Origin of the sequence: Streptomyces sp. NPDC090445 (genome assembly GCF_044769385.1) — a bacterium.
Taxonomy (GTDB): domain Bacteria; phylum Actinomycetota; class Actinomycetes; order Streptomycetales; family Streptomycetaceae; genus Streptomyces.
Map to the genome: position 1 here is coordinate 364287 of NZ_JBIVXV010000004.1, position 15880 is coordinate 380166.

At 71.3% G+C, this 15880-nt stretch carries 18 protein-coding genes; 9 read left to right on the plus strand and 9 right to left on the minus strand.

Annotated elements, in window-relative coordinates:
- Positions 1–19: 19 nt before the first annotated feature.
- Both ACIQUT_RS12565 and ACIQUT_RS12570 read right to left on the minus strand, forming a co-directional pair.
- Positions 20–217, minus strand: a complete 198-nt coding sequence (locus ACIQUT_RS12565) for a hypothetical protein (RefSeq protein ID WP_403562235.1) — start codon at positions 215–217, stop codon at positions 20–22.
- 8 nt (positions 218–225) lie between these two features.
- The gene (locus ACIQUT_RS12570; RefSeq protein WP_403562237.1) at positions 226–1077 is read right to left on the minus strand and encodes a helix-turn-helix domain-containing protein; all 852 of its coding nucleotides are present in this window, start codon (positions 1075–1077) and stop codon (positions 226–228) included.
- A 262-nt stretch (positions 1078–1339) separates the two neighbouring features.
- On the opposite strand from ACIQUT_RS12570, the gene ACIQUT_RS12575 reads away from it, so the two are divergent.
- Positions 1340–1861: an ATP-binding protein gene (locus ACIQUT_RS12575; protein WP_403562239.1), complete on the plus strand. Its 522-nt coding sequence runs from the start codon at positions 1340–1342 to the stop codon at positions 1859–1861.
- Positions 1862–1882: 21 nt separating this feature from the next.
- On the opposite strand, the gene ACIQUT_RS12580 is transcribed toward ACIQUT_RS12575, so the two are convergent.
- Positions 1883–2443, minus strand: a complete 561-nt coding sequence (locus ACIQUT_RS12580) for a hypothetical protein (protein WP_403562241.1) — start codon at positions 2441–2443, stop codon at positions 1883–1885.
- Positions 2444–2558: 115 nt separating this feature from the next.
- Entirely contained in the window at positions 2559–3143 is a 585-nt protein-coding gene (locus tag ACIQUT_RS12585) for a TetR/AcrR family transcriptional regulator (RefSeq protein ID WP_403562243.1), read from the minus strand.
- A 149-nt stretch (positions 3144–3292) separates the two neighbouring features.
- Between ACIQUT_RS12585 and ACIQUT_RS12590 the strand changes: the two genes are divergently transcribed.
- From ACIQUT_RS12590 to ACIQUT_RS12605, 4 genes are all read left to right on the plus strand, one after another.
- On the plus strand, positions 3293–4897 hold the full coding sequence (locus ACIQUT_RS12590) for an MDR family MFS transporter (protein WP_403562245.1): 1605 nt from the start codon (positions 3293–3295) through the stop codon (positions 4895–4897).
- 270 nt (positions 4898–5167) lie between these two features.
- Positions 5168–6070 carry a polysaccharide deacetylase family protein gene (locus tag ACIQUT_RS12595; protein ID WP_403562247.1) on the plus strand — a complete coding sequence of 301 codons (903 nt, stop codon included), beginning with the start codon at positions 5168–5170 and terminating at the stop codon, positions 6068–6070.
- Between the two features lie 132 nt (positions 6071–6202).
- Complete coding sequence (locus ACIQUT_RS12600; RefSeq protein ID WP_403562249.1) at positions 6203–6529, plus strand: nuclear transport factor 2 family protein; 327 nt, start codon at positions 6203–6205, stop codon at positions 6527–6529.
- A gap of 103 nt (positions 6530–6632) precedes the next feature.
- Positions 6633–6917 carry a hypothetical protein gene (locus ACIQUT_RS12605; RefSeq protein WP_403562251.1) on the plus strand — a complete coding sequence of 95 codons (285 nt, stop codon included), beginning with the start codon at positions 6633–6635 and terminating at the stop codon, positions 6915–6917.
- A 176-nt stretch (positions 6918–7093) separates the two neighbouring features.
- Here the strand turns inward: ACIQUT_RS12605 and ACIQUT_RS12610 are convergent, their stop codons facing one another.
- Positions 7094–8230 carry a serine hydrolase domain-containing protein gene (locus ACIQUT_RS12610; protein ID WP_403562253.1) on the minus strand — a complete coding sequence of 379 codons (1137 nt, stop codon included), beginning with the start codon at positions 8228–8230 and terminating at the stop codon, positions 7094–7096.
- A 55-nt stretch (positions 8231–8285) separates the two neighbouring features.
- On the opposite strand from ACIQUT_RS12610, the gene ACIQUT_RS12615 reads away from it, so the two are divergent.
- A complete protein-coding gene (locus tag ACIQUT_RS12615) occupies positions 8286–9020 on the plus strand; it encodes a hypothetical protein (RefSeq protein WP_403562254.1) in 735 nt (244 codons plus the stop codon).
- Positions 9021–9235: 215 nt separating this feature from the next.
- Here ACIQUT_RS12615 and ACIQUT_RS12620 read toward each other — a convergent pair whose 3' ends face one another.
- Genes ACIQUT_RS12620 through ACIQUT_RS12630 form a run of 3 tightly spaced genes read right to left on the minus strand, consistent with a single transcriptional unit; the run spans position 9236 to position 10771 of the window.
- On the minus strand, positions 9236–9655 hold the full coding sequence (locus tag ACIQUT_RS12620) for a hypothetical protein (protein WP_403562256.1): 420 nt from the start codon (positions 9653–9655) through the stop codon (positions 9236–9238).
- 55 nt (positions 9656–9710) lie between these two features.
- Complete coding sequence (locus ACIQUT_RS12625; RefSeq protein ID WP_403562259.1) at positions 9711–10328, minus strand: SMI1/KNR4 family protein; 618 nt, start codon at positions 10326–10328, stop codon at positions 9711–9713.
- 38 nt (positions 10329–10366) lie between these two features.
- The gene (locus ACIQUT_RS12630) at positions 10367–10771 is read right to left on the minus strand and encodes a DUF192 domain-containing protein (protein WP_403562261.1); all 405 of its coding nucleotides are present in this window, start codon (positions 10769–10771) and stop codon (positions 10367–10369) included.
- 249 nt (positions 10772–11020) lie between these two features.
- Between ACIQUT_RS12630 and ACIQUT_RS12635 the strand changes: the two genes are divergently transcribed.
- Positions 11021–11746, plus strand: coding sequence for a prepilin peptidase (locus tag ACIQUT_RS12635; protein ID WP_403562263.1), 726 nt, complete (start codon positions 11021–11023; stop codon positions 11744–11746).
- A gap of 141 nt (positions 11747–11887) precedes the next feature.
- Here ACIQUT_RS12635 and mgrA read toward each other — a convergent pair whose 3' ends face one another.
- On the minus strand, positions 11888–12928 hold the full coding sequence (gene mgrA / locus ACIQUT_RS12640; protein WP_403562265.1) for an L-glyceraldehyde 3-phosphate reductase: 1041 nt from the start codon (positions 12926–12928) through the stop codon (positions 11888–11890).
- Positions 12929–13056: 128 nt separating this feature from the next.
- Between mgrA and ACIQUT_RS12645 the strand changes: the two genes are divergently transcribed.
- A complete protein-coding gene (locus ACIQUT_RS12645) occupies positions 13057–13818 on the plus strand; it encodes an isoprenyl transferase (protein ID WP_403562267.1) in 762 nt (253 codons plus the stop codon).
- A 338-nt stretch (positions 13819–14156) separates the two neighbouring features.
- Positions 14157–15473: a PhoH family protein gene (locus ACIQUT_RS12650; RefSeq protein ID WP_403562269.1), complete on the plus strand. Its 1317-nt coding sequence runs from the start codon at positions 14157–14159 to the stop codon at positions 15471–15473.
- Positions 15474–15880: the final 407 nt, after the last annotated feature.

Here is a 15880-nt window from a genome sequence, read left to right on the forward strand (position 1 = left end):
GTGCCGACCTCCCGGCAAGCTAGGTGCCGAGGAGGTGGTCGGCCTTGCCGGCCTTGATGTCCCGGATCAGCTGGCGCAGGGCTTCCCTGCTGTCGGTGATGTACGTGGCTTCCTGCCCGGCGACCGCGATGTAACTGTTCCCTTCGCGGTCCACGCCGATGCGGTAACAGGCGCTGCCTTCCGCGCAGAAGGCGTCTTCCCAGGTGATGTCGGCCATCGGTCCTCTCAAAGCTCGTGGGCGAGGTTGCGGATGAAGTCCCGTGACGCCGCCGGTGTCAGGCTGAGTTGCTCCATCCAGTCCAACTGGACTCGGTATTTCGCTAGTTGAGCCTCAGTGTGTAGGAAGTCAGGTCCGTGCGTGCTGTCGATCTGCACGGTGTCGAGCTGGGGAACCGGTCCCTCCAGGTAGTTGACCGTCTGCCCCGCTCCGGGGAACCCGCCGGCCTTGAACGGCTGGACGCGCAGTGTCACGTTGTCCCGCTCCGACATATTCAGCAGGTGTTCCAACTGTGCGCGTACAACCTTGGGGCCGCCGAACTCCATGCGGAGCGCCGCCTCGTGGACGACGGCAACGTACTCGGGTGCCGACTCGCCGTCCAGGACCTGCTGGCGCTCCAGCCGGTGTGCAAGGCGCAACGCCACCGCCGGCTCCGGAAGGGCGGGGACGGCGAACCTGAAGATGGCGAGGGCGTGGTCGCTGGTCTGCAGCAGGCCGGGGACGTGGACCGAGTGCCCGCACCGCATGCGCTGAGCGTGCTGTTCCAGCTCGGCGATGTCCAGTACAGCGGCTGGCAGCGAGCCCCGGTAGCGCTCCCACCAGCCGCGCTTGCCGGGCTGGGCCAGGGCGACGAGGGCGTCGATGTACTCCGCATCCGCGCAGTCGCAGTGGCAGGCCAACGACCGCAGCCGCTCTTCGCTGATGGTGCGGATCCCCTGCTCGATCGCGGAGACCTTCGAGCGGTCGATGCCGAGCAGCCCGGCCGCGGATTCGGCGGAGACGCCCGCCGCGAGTCGCATTCTCCGCACTTCGGCGCCCAAGCGCTTCTGCCGTTCCGTGGGTGTGGTCCTGGGTGGCATGCGTGCAGTCTGCCGTGCACGCCCACCCATTCACCACGAGGTGGGCCAATCACCGGGATCCGGTGGTGAATAGCCCACCCGAGCGGCTACAGTCCGTATCGCACCGCTCACGCAAGGCAGTTGAAGTGCATCCCCGGGCCGCGCCATGTCCTGCTTCGGGGGCGGAGTCACAGCTGCCCGGTATTGCGTAGCCATCCGTGCGCGTCGACCTCACCGCAGCCACGCCAGTGCCAACCGCCGTGTAGTGCTTGAGGAGTTCGAGATGTCCGTGCCGTCTTTCGCGTACCCGTCCGCCGACGACTTTGCCGCCTGCCCGACCTCCCGGGTCGAAGTCGGGTCCGGGCGGGGGCCGTTGCCCGACATGCTGGCCTGCAGTCTCAGCCTGCCGGGGGAGTCCTGGAGTGCGCAGATCGCGCGGTCCGCGGTGGAGGCGGCCCTGCACGCGCACGGGCTCGACCGGCTCGCGCCCGCCGCCGTGCAGGTGACCGGGGAGCTGCTGGCCGCGGCCTGGCGGCTGGACCCCGGCGGTCAGCTGTACCTGTCCGCCCGGTATCGCGATGACACCCTGCGGATCGCTGCGTACGACGGGCACCAGGCCCACGGCCACCCCAGGATCGCCGCGCACTGCGAGGCCCGGCGCCGGGCTGCGCTCCGGCTGCTGCGGGTGGTCGTGCGGGAGTGCGGCGGGGAGTGGGGGTTCGGGGACTCGCGGGAGCCGGGCGGCGGGACGCGGACCTGGGTGACGCTGCCCCGCGCCGGCGCCCTCGCCTACCTCCCCGGCTAGCCCGGTTCGGGTACGTGGCGCTCAGCTGGGCGCGCTGAACCAGGCCCAGGACTCCGGCTGCCTGACGCGGACCAGGACGAAGACCGCCGGCACCAGCCAGGCGAGCCCGAGGGCGGGGATGGGGATCAGCTGGTAGAGCACCCAGGTGAACGGCAGTGCGGTCCAGCCGTAGGCGGCGGCGGAGACGCGCAGGACGGCCTGGCGCGTGGGGAACTTGAGGGCGGTCACGATGCCCCAGGCGGCGAGCGCCAGCACGAGCAGACCGGCGAAGACGATGATCCCGGCGTGGTCCTCGCCCGGGGTGGTGCAGCACGGGGTCGAAGCGTCGCCTTCACCCCAGATGGCCGTGGCGACGGCAACGCTGTTGGTCACCAGGCCGAGTCCGACGACGGCCTGCACCCCGCCGAGGACCATCAGCAGCACCCGAAGGTTCCTGACCTGCGGCGGCATCATCCCGTCGGAGCTGCCCGGTGTGCTGCCGGAGCCGCCGGGGGCGCCGCCGGGTCTTGGATTGCCGCTTGCCCAGGGGCGGCCCTCCGGCACCCGGCCGCCCGGATCTTCCGCATCGCGACTCGTGCTCATCCGCCCCCCAGACACGGCTCACGCGTATACGCGCATGGTCCGGCGACCCGCACCCGTTGTCGAGCCCCTGTTCCGGCCGGATCGCCGCTCGCCGATCCGGCCGGGGCCCGGCCGGTCAGGAGCCGTGGTGGGCCTGGGTGATGAGGTCGATCGCGACCTCCAGGGCGGCCGCGCGGGTCTCCTCCGGGTCGCCCTCCACGTGTTGGAGGAACATCATGCCCGCGTGCAGCGTGAACAGGGCGCTGACGCAGCGGACCTGGTCCGTGAGCGGGCCGTCGTCGTTGCGCAGCACCTCGACCAGGTAGAACAGTCGCTGCTTGACCGTCTCGCCGATGCTGAGCTCCCGCATCGTCGCCTGGTTCTCCTGCATGAAGCGGTACAGCTGGGCGCCCGCCGCCATGGCCTCGCTGTAGCGGCGCAGCACCTCCCGCTTGGTCTCCAGGGTGCACGGCCGGGGCTGCTGCCGGGCCCAATCGATCAGCTCGTCGATGGGCCGCGTCACGTCCTCGAAGACGCTGATGATGATGTCTTCCTTGGTCTTGAAGTGGTAGTACAGCGCCGCCTTCGTGACCTCCAGCCGCTCCGCGATCTCGCGCAGCGACGTCTTCTCGTACCCCTGCTCGGCGAAGAGCTCCAGTGCGACGTCCTGGATGCGCTGGCGCGTGTTGCCACGTCGCCCCTGCGGACTGCTGCTGGACATGCATCTCCCCATGAACTTACTTGACGCCCGGCTAGTGACGGGTCTACCGTCCCCAGTGTAGTGAACTAGCCGGGCGTCAAGTAAGTGCCGAGAGGGTGCTGAAGTGCAGTCGCCCGGCGCCGAGTGATGTGCCAACGGGGAGCGGAATCATGGTCGACAGCGTCAGCAAGACGGTCGAGGCCTCGGGGGAGGTGAAGCCGCGCAGCGTACGGGTCGTCCTGATGGCCCTGATGATCGCGATGCTGCTGGCGATGCTCGACAACATGATCATCGGCACCGCGATGCCGACGATCGTCGGTGAGCTCGGCGGCCTGGAACACCTGTCCTGGGTGGTCACGGCCTACACCCTGGCCACCGCGGCCTCCACCCCCATCTGGGGCAAGATCGGCGACATGTACGGGCGGAAGGGCTCCTTCCTCACCTCCATCGTCATCTTCCTGATCGGCTCCGCGCTCAGCGGCATGGCCCAGGACATGGGCCAGCTCATCGGCTTCCGCGCCGTCCAGGGCCTCGGCGCCGGCGGTCTGATGGTCGGCGTCATGGCGATCATCGGCGACCTGATCCCGCCCCGCGACCGCGGCAAGTACCAGGGCATGATGGCCGGCGTGATGGCCCTCGCCATGATCGGCGGCCCGCTGGTCGGCGGCACCATCACCGACCACATGGGCTGGCGCTGGTCCTTCTACATCAACCTGCCGCTCGGCGCCGTCGCCCTCGCCATGGTCACCGCCGTCCTGCACCTGCCCAAGAAGAAGTCCCAGGGCAAGATCGACTACCTGGGTGCGGCGCTGCTGACGGTGGCCATCACCTCCACCGTGCTCGTCACCACCTGGGGCGGCACCGAGTACGCCTGGGGCTCCACCGAGATCCTCGGCCTGATCCTGCTGGGCGTCGTCTCCGTCGGCGCCTTCCTCTTCACCGAGACCAAGGCCGCCGAGCCGGTCATCCCGCTGCACATCTTCCGCAGCCGCAACTTCACCCTCATGTCGGTGATCGGCTTCCTCGTCGGCTTCGCGATGTTCGGCGGCGTCCTCTACCTCCCGCTGTTCCAGCAGACGGTCCAGGGCGCCTCCGCCACCAACTCCGGCCTGCTGCTGCTCCCGATGCTGCTGTCGATGATGGCCGTCTCGCTCGTCTCGGGCCGCATCACCACCAGCAGCGGCAAGTACAAGATCTTCCCGATCGTCGGCGGCGCGCTCATGGTCGTGGGCATGTACCTGCTGGCGACGATGGACACCGGCACCAGCCGCCTCGTCTCCGGCGTCTACATGGCCGTACTCGGCGCCGGACTCGGCTTCCTGATGCAGATCACCATGCTGGTCGCGCAGAACAGCGTCGAGATGAAGGACATGGGCGTCGCGTCCTCCTCGGCCACCCTCTTCCGTACGCTCGGCGGCTCGTTCGGCGTGGCCCTGATGGGCTCCCTGTTCACCAGCCGGGTCACCGACACCATGGTCGAGCGCCTCGGCCCGCAGGCCGGCGCCGCCGCCGGATCCGCCCAACTCGACGCGGCGAGCCTGGCCAAGCTGCCGGAGGCGGTGCGCGAGGCGTACCAGCACGCGGTCGCCGCCGGTACGCACTCCGCGTTCCTGCTCGGCGCGTTCGTGGCCGTACTGGGCTTCGCGGCTGCCTGGTTCGTCAAGGAGGTCCCGCTGCGGGGCGCCGGTCCGGCCCCGACCGAGGCCGGTGCGGGTGGCGCGGGCGGTGCGGCCGCCGCCGGGAAGTCGGCGGCAGCGGAGCCGGTCGCCCGCTGACGGACCCTCACCGGGCCCACCGGCCCCCCTTCTCACACAGGCCCCGGCCCCGGCGGAGCACCGCCGGGGCCGGGGTCTTCCGTGTGCGGTGAACATGTCGCCCACACGCCCCCACCTGCCGGTTTCGTCCCAGGTCAGGACTTTATTCCGGGAGGTCCAGGACCAAGGTCATCAACCGGTGCCAATGGGGAAATTGGTGGGAACCCGATCCCCGGCCTGCACGTCATGAACCTCAGAGCGCGGCAACGCGGAGAGGGGAGTGGACGGTTCATGGACTTCACGGCACGCATGCGCAGGCTGGGTACGCGTTCCCGGATCGCCATCGCGGCTTCGGCCGCTGCGGTGGCGGCGACGGTGTGGGGGGTGGCGACCCTCGTCGAGCCGAACGGCGCAGCAGACCAGAACCTCTCGCGCGAGCACGACGCACCGGCCCCCGGCAACACCGACGGCAGCACGGGCAACCCCGCCGGCGAGGGTGGCAAGAGCGACGGGAAGACCGACGGGAAGGCCGACGGGAAGGGAGGCGCCCCGGGCGGCAGCGGGCCGCAGATGCCCGAGTCCATAGCCCACTCCTCCGAGAGCGGCGGGAACGCCGTGAACATCACCATCGACGACGGCCCGGACCCCAACTGGACCCCGAAGGTCCTCGAAGTGCTGAAGAAGCACGACGTGAAGGCCACCTTCTGCATGGTCGGCCCGCGCGCCAAGGCCCACCCCGACCTGGTCAAGAAGGTCGTCGCGGACGGCCACCGGCTCTGCGACCACTCCATGGACCACGACACCACCATGGACAAGAAGCCCGTCGAGTACCAGGAGAAGCAGATACTCGACGCGAAGAAGCTGATCGAGGAGGCGGCGGGCGGCGGCGCCAAGGTCGAGTACTACCGCGCCCCCGGCGGCGCGTTCACCCCGGACAGCCGGCGCATAGCCGCCGCCAACGGCATGCGCCCGCTCGGCTGGAACATCGACACGAAGGACTTCCAGAAGCCGGGGACCGCCGCCATCGTCGACGCCGTCAAGCGGAACATAGGCAACGGCCCCACGATCTTGTTCCACGACGCCGGCGGCGACCGCCGGCAGAGCGTCGAAGCCCTCGACCGCGTCCTGGCCTGGCTGGACGAACAGGACCGCCCCACCGGCTTCCCGGTGCGCACCGACCCCGACACGCCCTGACACGCCTGCCACGCCTGACACGCCGTCCGGCGGCGAACGGGTGAGGGTCGGCGGCAACGCGCCCCGCCGGGTGTTCCCTGAACGTACGGGCGCACCAGCGCCCCCGCACCGAGGAACCGACCAGGAGCCCCTGTGACCATCGCCCCGAACAAACTGTCCGACCCGGCCGTCAGAGCCTTCGTCAACGCCGTCAACGCCCACGACGAGGAGGCCTTCTACGAGCTCCTCACACCCGACGCGACCATGTCCGACGACGGCTCCGACCGCGACCTGCGGGTCTGGGCCGACAAGGAGATCTTCTCCTCCGCCGGCCACATGGACGTCGTCACGGAGACGCAGGGCGGCCGGGGCCTCGTCGTCAACTACCGCAACGACACCTGGGGCGAGATGCGGACCGCCTGGAAGTTCACCGTCACCGACGGCGGCCACATCAGCCGCTTCGAAACCGGCCAGGCCTGACCACTCCGGCCCCGGCCCCGGCCCCGGGCCCCGCCCCCGCCAGGGGCCGGCCGGCCCGTGACCGAGACCAGCCCCGCGACTACAGGAGACCTATGGTCGCTCCATGGCCCATACGACGATCCAGGTGACGAAGCAGACGCGCGACCACCTCGCCGCGCTCGCCGAAGAGCGCGGGCTGAGCATCGGGCAGTCGGCCGACGCGCTGGCGGCCGCGCACCCCACCGCCGCGCAGCGGGCCGAGCGGGTCGCCGCGGCGCGGGCGCATGCGCGTGAGGTGATCGGCGTCGACGTCAGCGACGAGGAGTTCGCCTCCCTCGATGTGCTCGGCAACCTGCGGCGCATCGCCGCGCAGAAGGCCCTCGCCAGGCCCGGCAGGAACGCCACGTGATCACGAGAACCGCTACCCGCCCGGCATCCTCGCCATCGGCATCGACACCCCCGGCATGCTCGGCTTTCACTGACCCGGGCCTCGGCGGCGAGCTGCGGCCCGGACCTTCGGGTGGGACGGGCGCTGCGGACCCATCACCTGGGTGGGCGCGGACCCACCGAGAAAGGGCAGTCTGATCACCGGGCCGCGGCCGCGTTCAGGACCGCGGCCGTCAGGGGCTCGTTCTCCGGGGCCGCGCCGCCCGGGAAGGCGTACCGGCGGCGCACGTACCCGTACGCGATCCCCGTCGCCGGGTCCGCCCAGCCCAGGCCGCCCGCCGCGCCGCTGTGCCCGAACGCCCGCGGGCCGACCGTCGGCTGCTGCTCGAAGCCCAGCCCGAAGTGGTCCGACTGCGGGGTGACCCGGTCCTCGCCCGGGGTGTGCAGCCGCGCCCACTCGGCCGCCGTCCCCGGCTCCAGCAGCGCCGGGCGGCCTTCCGCCGCGCCGATCGCCGCCGCGTACAGGCCCGCCACGCCGCGCGCCGTGCCCATGCCGCCCGCCGAGGCCGGGCCCAGCTCCCGCACCCTCGGGTGGTTGGCGAACACCACCAGGTCCATCGGCGGCTCCCGGTGCGCGTTGAACGCCACCGGCAGCAGCTCCGGCAGCGCCGCCCCGCCCTCGGCCGCCGCCGCCAGCTGCTCGGGTGTGGCGCGCATCTCCAGCACCGGCTTCCAGCGGCCCTCCAGCTCCCGCGGCAGCCCCAGGTACAGGTCCAGCCCGTACGGGGCGCGGATCCGCTCCTCGTACACCTCCTGCAGGGACCGCCCGGTCACCCGCCGCACCAGCTCGCCGGTCAGCGCGCCGATGACGAACGCGTGGTAGCCGTACGCGGTCCCCGGCTCCCAGTACGGCCGCGCCGCCGCCAGCCGGGCCGCGATCAGCGCGTCGTCGGCGATCTCGTCGTAGTCGAAGCCCTCCTCGGTGTTGACCAGGCCCGACCGGTGCGCGACCAGCTGCCGCACCGTCAGCCGCTCCTTGCCGTGCCCGGTGAACTCCGGCCAGTACGCCGACACCGGCCGCTCCAGCTCCAGCAGCCCGTCCTGCACCAGCAGCGCCACCACCAGGTGCGCCGCGCCCTTGCTGATCGAGTACACGCCGGTCAGGGTGTCGGGGCCGGTGTCCTCGCCGGCCCACAGGTCGACCACGCGGCGGCCGCCGTGGTGCACCGCCAGCTGCGCCTCGGGGGAGTGCTCCGCGGCCGCGGCGAAGGCGGCGAACGCCTCACGCACCGGCTCCCAGCCCGCCGCCACCGTCCCGTGCACCTGCGTGCCCATTCCGACTCCCTTGCTGTCGCGTGCAGTTGGTCGGCACCCGAAACGGAAGGCGATCATGGGATATTCCGGGGTGCTCCCCGTACGGGTGAAAGCCGGCCACGTCTCGTTCCGGCCCGCCGCGGCCCCCGTTGGACCGGGCATGAAGCGCACCCGCACCGCCGCTCTCGCCCTCGCCGCCGCCGCGGCCGCCCTCACCCCCGTCCTCGGTCAGGCCGCCGCCGCCACCGCCGCGGAGGGCCCGTACCTGCAGGACCCGGGCGGCGGCGAGAAGACGATGAAGTCGATGTGGACCGAGGACGACATGCACAAGGTGGAGGCGCAGCTGCGCTTCCACCCCGGCATCCGGTACAAGACGGTGTCCCGCCCCGGGCACCCCGACGCCCCGGACTACCCGCGCCGGACCGGCGACCCGAAGACCCTGGCCTGGCACCCCGACTTCGACTTCGGCTGGGCGGTGTCGGACTCGATGCTGGTGAAGAAGGCCGTGACGACGAAGGACGGCCGGCACCCGATCGTCGTGCACGCCGTGCTCCGCTCGCCGCGGCACGGCAAGGTGCTGGAGGTGCACAAGGAGCTGGCGGACCAGCCGGCGAAGGGGCGCGCCAAGGTCCCCGGCAACAAGCGGATCGCCTGCGACTCGGGGGACTACACGGTCGAGTGGTCGGTCACCCGCACCGGCTACGGGACGCTCACCGGCTCGATGCCCTGGAACGCGAGCTGCGAGAACCACCGGACGGCCTTCTCGGCCGGAGCCGGAGCCGGAGCCGGAGCCGGGGCCGGCAACGGCTAGCGCGGCGAAGGCGGGGCGGTGGAGGAGGGCCGGCCGTCACGCGCACCTTGTGGGCGCGCCGCGGGCGGCTGGCCGGCGGCCTCGGATCAAGGGCCGCGGCAGTCATTCTGGCGCACGGGACGGCGTGCGGCAGAGGCGTAGATCGTTTTTCGGTCACGGTTCCCCCGGACGGAGGACGAACGGGACCACGGGACAGGCGCCGGCTGCCATGCCGCTCAGCGCTGTTTGCCGGCCTGCTTCGCCTTCGCGGCGATCTCGTCCAGGACGGCCTTGGGGTCGCCGCCCGGCTCGACGGCGCGGCCGACGGTGCGCTTGATGGTGTCGCTGACCTCCACCCACGACGGGTCGTTCACCGGGTAGAGCCGTGCGCCGCGCAAGGCGGTCAGGAACAGCTCGTCGTTCTTGTCCAGGCCGCCGGCCGGGTTGCGGGAGGCCGAGACGGTCGAAGGCAGCAGGTGGTAGCGGCCCGCGAAGTCGGCCAGGTTCTCGTCCCGGTAGACGAAGTCCAGGAACGCCCCGATCTGCTCCTGCCTGCCGTGCTGCCTGAACGCCATCATCCAGTCGGCGACACCGACCGCCGGCGGGGTCTCCCCGGCGCCCATCGTGTCCGAGACCGGCATGGACACGGTGCCCACGCCGATCCCCCTGGCGCGCGCCTCGTGCCAGGATCAGGTCAGCCGGATCGTGCGGTCAGTCGGCGAACTCGCCCGCGTACGGGTCGGGGTCCCCCGTCTCGGGGTTGCGGCCCTCCTGCCAGCGGCGCTGGGCCTTGCGCCAGTGCACGAAGCTGAGCCGCCCGCCGTCCCAGAAGGTGATGCCGACAGGGCTCACGTCGAACTCGTCGGAGCACAGCCGCAGCAGGAACTCCGCCATGCCGTACGGGTACACGGCGAAGGTGTCGGCCGTGTGCCGGCCGATCACCAGGACCGGCCAGCGGTCCGGATCGGGGTCGGCCGCCAGCCAGCACAGGATGTCGGAGCCGCCGGTGACGCCCCAGGCGATGATCGACCCCGGGTCCGTGTCGAAGGCGGCCCGGCCGCCCTCCTCCTCCCACCGCTTGCGGGCGTTGGCGGTCTCCTCGGCCATCTCGGCCGGATCCCACTGGAGTCCGGCCTTGGGCAGCGGCAGCAGCACGCTGGCCTCGCCGTTGATGGAGCCCGCACCGAAGCGGCCCATGAAGGCCACGAAATCGGACGGGAAACGGGTGCCCCAGACGGCCTCGGCCGCCCGCCAGTCGATGTCCTCATCAGCGCCGTGGGTCGCGGGCATGATCTGCTCCAGTGCCCTGACCCGCGCGTTCTCCGTCATCCGCCGCTCCCCTGCCACCCCGGCTCAACCGCCCCAACCTACCGCCGGGCGGGCCCACCGCCCAGTGCGGGATGAGACGGTCCGGCCATCGACACCCGCACGCCGGCCCGGATCCCCCAGCCCGCCATCGCCCCCGCCTCGGCCTCCAGCACGTGCCGGGACCGCAGCCGGGGCAGCCCCAGCCGGCCCGGGGCCATCGTGGTCAGGGCGATCACGCGCAGGTCCCGGTCCAGGTACGCCACGTCGATGGCGAACCGCATCCCGAAGGTGTGCACGCTCCCGGCCGGGGTCAGCAGCAGGGCGCCGGCGATCCCGTCCCGGCCCAGCAGGCCGCGGGTACGGGCCCGGTACGAGGCCGCGATCTCCAGCGGCACCGGCACGCCGTCCGCGCTCGCCCGCAGCACGCCGCCCTCGCCGTCCGTCCACCGCCGCCCCCGACCCATGGCCGACACCTTAGGCGCTCCGCGGGGTGCCGCGACGTGCCTGCCGGTCCGGTGGTCGGCTGCGGGCGCGGTGTGGCCGGTCGCGCAGTTCCCCGCGCCCCTTCGGGGCACGGGCCCGTGCCCCCGCGGTGTGTCGGTGGTCCGGTGGTCGGCTGCGGGCGCGGTGTGGCCGGTCGCGCAGTTCCCCGGGCCCCTTGGTTGGGTCCACGGGCCCGTGCCGGGCGGGGCGCTGCCGCCTACCGTCGGCGGATGGCCGTGGTCGTGATCATCCTTGCCGCCGGGTACGGCGTCGCCGCAGGGCTGCTGCTGCCGCGCGCCGCCTACCGCCTCTCCGTCGAGCCGGACGCCCCCTGGCGCGGCCACTGCCCCGAGGGGCACCCGCTGCGCGGCTGGTGGGGGCCTGCGCGCTGTCCCGGTGCCTCCGGCCACCGCTACGGGCCCCGGAGTGGCGGGATCGCGGTGTTCACGGGTGTTGTCTGCGCCGCGCTGGCCTGGGCTGCCGGGCCGCGGCCCGAGGCGGCCGTCTTCGCCGGGCTGGCGCCCGTACTCGTCCTGCTCGCCCTCGTCGACCTCGCCGTGCACCGCCTGCCGGACGTGCTGACCCTGCCCCTGGCCGCCGCCGCGGCCGCCGCCCTGGGCGCCGCCGCCCTCGTGCCCGGTGCCGCCGGCTCCTGGCGGCTCGCGCTGCTCGGCGGGGCCGCGCTGGGCGCCGCGTACCTCCTGCTGTTCCTGATCAACCCAGCCGGGATGGGTTTCGGGGACGTCAAGCTGGCGCTCGCCCTGGGGGTCGCTCTTGGGTGGTACGGGTGGGGGGTATGGCTCTTCGGGGCCTTCCTCGGCTTCCTCTACGGGGCCGTCTACGGCCTCGGAGTGGCCCTGCGCAGCCCCAATGGGCGGAAGCAGGCGTTCCCCTTCGGCCCTTTCATGGCGGCCGGCGCCCTCACCGGAGTGCTCCTGGGTGGTTTCGGAGCGTAATCATTTGGCGCCGATGCACGCATAACGCTTTACGAAGGGTTATGGTGGAACCCCCCCCTCGGGCCGGTCCGTATCCCCCCCACGGACCGGCCCGTTTTCTTTTTTGCCGTTCTCACGCGTTCCCCTCGACAAAAGCGCAGGTCAGCCGCGCTGGGCCCAGAGGTTGGTGCCCGGGGTGGAGACCGCGAAGGAGTCGATCTCCTTCAGTTCCTCCTCCGTCAGGGGCGAACCGCTGAGCGCGGCCACGTTCTCCTCCAGCTGCCGGACGCTCGACGCGCCGATCAGGGCCGAGGTCATCCGCTCGTCCCGCAGCACCCAGGACAGCGCCAGCTGCGCCAGCGACTGCCCGCGCCGGGCCGCGATCTCGTTCAGGCCCTCCAGGCGGCGCTGCACCTCCGGCGAGAGCATGCCCGGGTCGAGGGACTTGCCCGCCGCGGCGCGCGAGCCCTCCGGGATGCCGCCCCCGAGGTACTTGCCGGTCAGCAGGCCCTGCGCCAGCGGCGCGAAGGAGATGCAGCCCATGCCGGCCTCCTCCAGGGTGTCCAGCAGCCGGTCGTCCTCCGTCCAGCGGTTGATCATGGAGTACGAGGGCTGGTGGATCAGCGGCCGCACGCCCATGCCGCGCAGGATCCGCGCCGCCTCCGCCGTCTGCTCCGCGGTGTAGGAGGAGATGCCGGCGTAGAGCGCCTTGCCCTGCTGGACCGCGGACGCCAGGGCGCCCATCGTCTCCTCCAGCGGGGTCTCCGGGTCGAAGCGGTGCGAGTAGAAGATGTCGACGTAGTCGAGGCCCATCCGCTTCAGCGAGGCGTCCAGGGAGCCGAGCAGGTACTTCCGGCTGCCCCACTCGCCGTACGGGCCGGGGTGCATCAGGTACCCGGCCTTGGTGGAGATGATCAGCTCGTCGCGGTACGCCGCGAAGTCCTCGGCGAAGATCTTGCCGAAGTTCAGCTCGGCCGAGCCGGGGGGCGGGCCGTAGTTGTTCGCCAGGTCGAAGTGGGTCACGCCGAGGTCGAAGGCACGGCGCAGGATGGCCCTCTGGGACTCCAGCGACTTGTCGTCGCCGAAGTTGTGCCAGAGGCCGAGGGAGATCGCGGGAAGCTTGAGGCCGCTGAGGCCGCTGCGACGGTACTCCATCGCGTCGTAGCGGGCGGACTCTGCCCGATAGGGATTGTTATCAGTCACGTTGTCCTCTCTATCACGGACCTGTGACAGGCCGAGTTGGGTACCGGATCCCACCGCGCAGTAATGTGGCGGACCGGGGGACGGACCGCATTTCGCACGGGGGCACTGCACGGAGGGGCTCGAAGATCGTGAAGCTGCGCGACCTGGTGTACAGGCTGTACGCACGCCGGGTGGAAGGCCGCCTCGACCATGCCGCGTCGCCCAAGCACATCGGTGTGATCCTGGACGGCAACCGGCGCTGGGCGAAGGCGTCCGGAGGCACCACCGAACAGGGCCACCAGGCCGGGGCCGACAAGATTTCCGAAATGCTGGGCTGGTGCACCGAGACGGACGTCGAGGTCGTCACCCTGTGGATGCTCTCCACGGACAACCTGGACCGGCCGGAGGACGAGCTCCGCCCGCTGCTCAACATCATCGAGAACACCGTCCGGGGCCTCGCCGCGGACGGCCGCTGGCGCGTCCACCACGTCGGCAACCTCGACATCCTGCCCGCGCGGACCCAGACCGTGCTCAAGGAGGCCGAGCAGGCCACGCACGACGTCAAGGGGATAGTCGTCAACGTCGCCGTGGGCTACGGCGGCCGGCAGGAGATCACCGACGCGGTCCGCTCGCTGCTGCTGGAGCACGCCGCCAAGGGCACCTCCATCGAGGAGCTCGCCGAGATCCTCGACATCGACCACATCGCCGAGCACCTCTACACGCGCGGCCAGCCCGACCCGGACCTCGTCATCCGCACCAGCGGCGAGCAGCGCCTGTCCGGATTCATGCTGTGGCAGAGCGCGCACTCCGAGTACTACTTCTGCGAGGTGTTCTGGCCGGCCTTCCGCAAGGTCGACTTCCTGCGCGCGCTGCGCGACTACGCGGCCCGCCACCGCCGCTACGGGGTCTGAGGGCGGGGGCGTCTGACGCCCCCTCGGCCCCCTCCACCCCCTCCCGCCCCCCGGGTCACCACCGCAAGCCTTTCACCTGGGGTTCACCGAGCGTCCGTCATATGCCAAGGCATGGCCGAGCCTGTTCGGGGAATATCCCTTTCAGGTCGATGCCCGATCCACGGGTGTCGAGTCTCAGCGGACGGCATGGGGCCGTCCGCCCGGGAGGCCCTTTGCACCAGGACGCACGTGCGGTTCGCACGGACGAAACGGGAGGGCCGGAATTCGGCCCTCGCAGGGGTGCCGATGACCGGTCCGGTCTTCAAGGCCCGACCTCTTACGAGGGGGTACGTCCTTCCGTGGTGACCAGCACTAAGCGCCGCCTGCCCGACAGGCGGACCTACGTCCTCGACACCAGCGTCCTGCTGGCAGACCCCAACGCCATCACCCGCTTCGACGAGCACGAGGTCGTGCTCCCGATCGTGGTGATCACGGAGTTGGAGGCCAAGCGCCACCATCCCGAACTCGGCTACTTCGCCCGCCAGGCCCTGCGCCTGCTGGACGACTACCGGGTCCGCAACGGCCGGCTCGACGCCCCCATCCCGATCGGCGAGCTCGGCGGCAGCCTGCGTGTCGAACTCAACCACTCCGACCCCGGCGTCCTGCCCGCAGGCTTCCGGCTGGGGGACAACGACTCGCGGATCCTCGCGGTCGCCCGCAACCTCCAGGCCGAGGGCTACGACGTCACGGTCGTCTCGAAGGATCTCCCGCTGCGCATCAAGGCCTCCTCCGTGGGGCTGCTCGCCGAGGAGTACCGCGCGGAGCTCGCGATCACCGACGCCGGCTGGACCGGCATGACCGAGCTCGCGCTCTCCGCGGAGCAGATCGACCTCCTCTACTCCGAGGAGCGGCTCTACGTCCCGGATGCCGCCGAACTGCCCGTGCACACGGGACTGATCCTCCAGTCCGAACGCGGCAAGGCCCTGGGCCGGGTCACGGCCGACGGCAACGTCCGGCTCGTCCGCGGCGACCGCGAGGCCTTCGGGCTGCACGGCCGCAGCGCCGAGCAGCGCATCGCGCTCGACCTGCTGCTCGACCCCGAGATCGGGATCATCTCCATGGGCGGCCGGGCCGGCACCGGCAAGTCGGCGCTGGCGCTGTGCGCGGGCCTGGAGGCCGTACTGGAGCGCCGGCAGCACCAGAAGGTGATGGTCTTCCGGCCGCTGTACGCGGTGGGCGGGCAGGAGCTGGGCTACCTGCCCGGGGACCAGTCCGAGAAGATGAGCCCCTGGGCGCAGGCGGTCTTCGACACCCTCTCGGCGGTGGCCGGGCGGGAGGTCATCGAGGAGGTGCTGAACCGGGGGATGCTGGAGGTCCTGCCGCTCACCCACATCCGCGGCCGCTCGCTGCACGACGCGTTCGTCATCGTCGACGAGGCCCAGTCCCTGGAGCGCAATGTCCTTCTGACCGTTCTGTCCCGGATCGGGGCGAATTCGCGGGTGGTTCTGACCCACGACGTCGCCCAGCGCGACAACCTCCGGGTCGGCCGGTACGACGGAGTGGTCGCCGTCGTCGAGAAACTGAAGGGGCATCCGCTCTTCGCCCACGTCACGCTGACCCGATCCGAGCGCTCGCCGATCGCGGCGCTGGTGACGGAGATGCTGGAGAACCTGTAGGAGCGAACGGGGTGAAAACCCCATAGCGGGACAGTTGGTTGACGCCGCCCGGCAAAGGTCCAAGAGCCTAGCCGGGCGGCGTCGTGCTGCACAGGCCTTCGGTGAAACACGGGGCGACATGCCGGGTGTGACCTTTCCCACGCAACACAGAATTGCCTTGCGGTGGCGGGGTCCGGCAGAGTCTGTTTTCCGTCAGGCCCCGCATACGGCACAGTTGTATCTCCCGTGAGATGCGTGCACCACCACAACTCCACAGACGTTCGCCGTATGTCGCCCGAGCATCACGCGGCAGCCCCCGCAAGGGAGTTGCCCACGGGCCCGCGCCTCCAGTGACAGAAGTTCCACGGAGGCCAGCGTCAGGGGCACTCTTGCGCCCGCCCGGTCACTGCGGACGCTGCTGGAAGGAC